This window comes from Protofrankia sp. CiP3 (genome assembly GCF_917627345.1).
In the GTDB taxonomy this organism is placed as follows: domain Bacteria; phylum Actinomycetota; class Actinomycetes; order Frankiales; family Frankiaceae; genus Protofrankia.
On the sequence record NZ_CAKJTM010000075.1, the window covers coordinates 9869 to 10824 of the forward strand.

The 956-nt window shown below is 71.8% G+C and carries 2 protein-coding genes; both read left to right on the forward strand.

Annotation, left to right across the window (positions count from 1 at the left end):
• The first annotated feature begins 76 nt into the window (after nucleotides 1–76).
• Nucleotides 77–367, forward strand: coding sequence for a hypothetical protein (locus MJ797_RS19965; RefSeq protein WP_239338005.1), 291 nt, complete (start codon nucleotides 77–79; stop codon nucleotides 365–367).
• The gene (locus MJ797_RS19970; protein ID WP_239338009.1) at nucleotides 364–759 is read left to right on the forward strand and encodes a hypothetical protein; all 396 of its coding nucleotides are present in this window, start codon (nucleotides 364–366) and stop codon (nucleotides 757–759) included. Before MJ797_RS19965 ends, MJ797_RS19970 begins: the two co-directional genes overlap by 4 nt.
• The last annotated feature ends 197 nt before the right edge of the window (nucleotides 760–956 follow it).

Sequence of the window (956 nt, forward strand, 5' to 3'; positions counted from 1 at the left end):
TCCGGGCAGGCCGAGCTGTCCTGCCTGGAAGGGCCTGGGCCTGCTGTCAGGCCCTCGGAAGGTAAGATTTCTATCTATGAGCGCAGCCGACGACCGGAGCCGGGCGCACGCCGTGGTCGATGACCTGTTGGGCCAGCCTGACCAGGCTGCCGACAGGGCCGTGGCGGTCCTGCACGCCCAAGCCGCGGCACTGGCGTGGGTGCGCGACACCACCGGGCTCTACCCGGCGCCGCCGAGCATCGCCGCAGCGTTGAACAGCGCGGCCGGGCGTCTGCGCACCGGGGCCGACGACCGCGACCCGGTGGCCGTGCTCGGCCGGGCAGCGATCGACGCACTTGCCGCACACCGGGCGGGCGCGGTCGCGTGAGCGGCTACGTTCTCGACGACCTCGCGTTGAGCGCGGGGCTTGCCGACACCGGCAGCGAGCACCAGCGTAGGGAGCTGTCGCGGCTGCTGCGTGGCGCGATCGACGGGGGCCCGACCCTGGACGTGCCGGCGCTGTGCCTGGCCCAGGCCACGGAAGCCCGCCCCGGCCTCGCCGGGCACCTCGCCGACATCATCGCGGTCGCGCCGGCCGGTGCGATCGACATCTGCGGGCTGACCCGCACCGGCCATCTCGACACCCTCCGCGAGCGGCACTCCCGCTTGGGATGGCCCGCCACCCACGCCGCGGCTCTCGCGCTCGCCACCGGCCTGCCGATCCTCACCGTCGACTCCGACCGTTACGGCGGCGTCGCCGTCGACGTGCTGCACCTGTGATTGTGACTGACGCCGATACCTTGCGGAACGGTCGCGCCTGAGCTGGGGAAATACGGCGTCTGACAGCTTGACCTGGCGGAAGCTGCCAGGGTTACTTGGCGGATCGGTCCACCTGTCAGCGCAAGCTGGCGAGCGGGAGCCGTCTGGACGCCAAGCATCGCAGGGTATCGCGAGAGACCAGGAAAAACCGTGGGAGG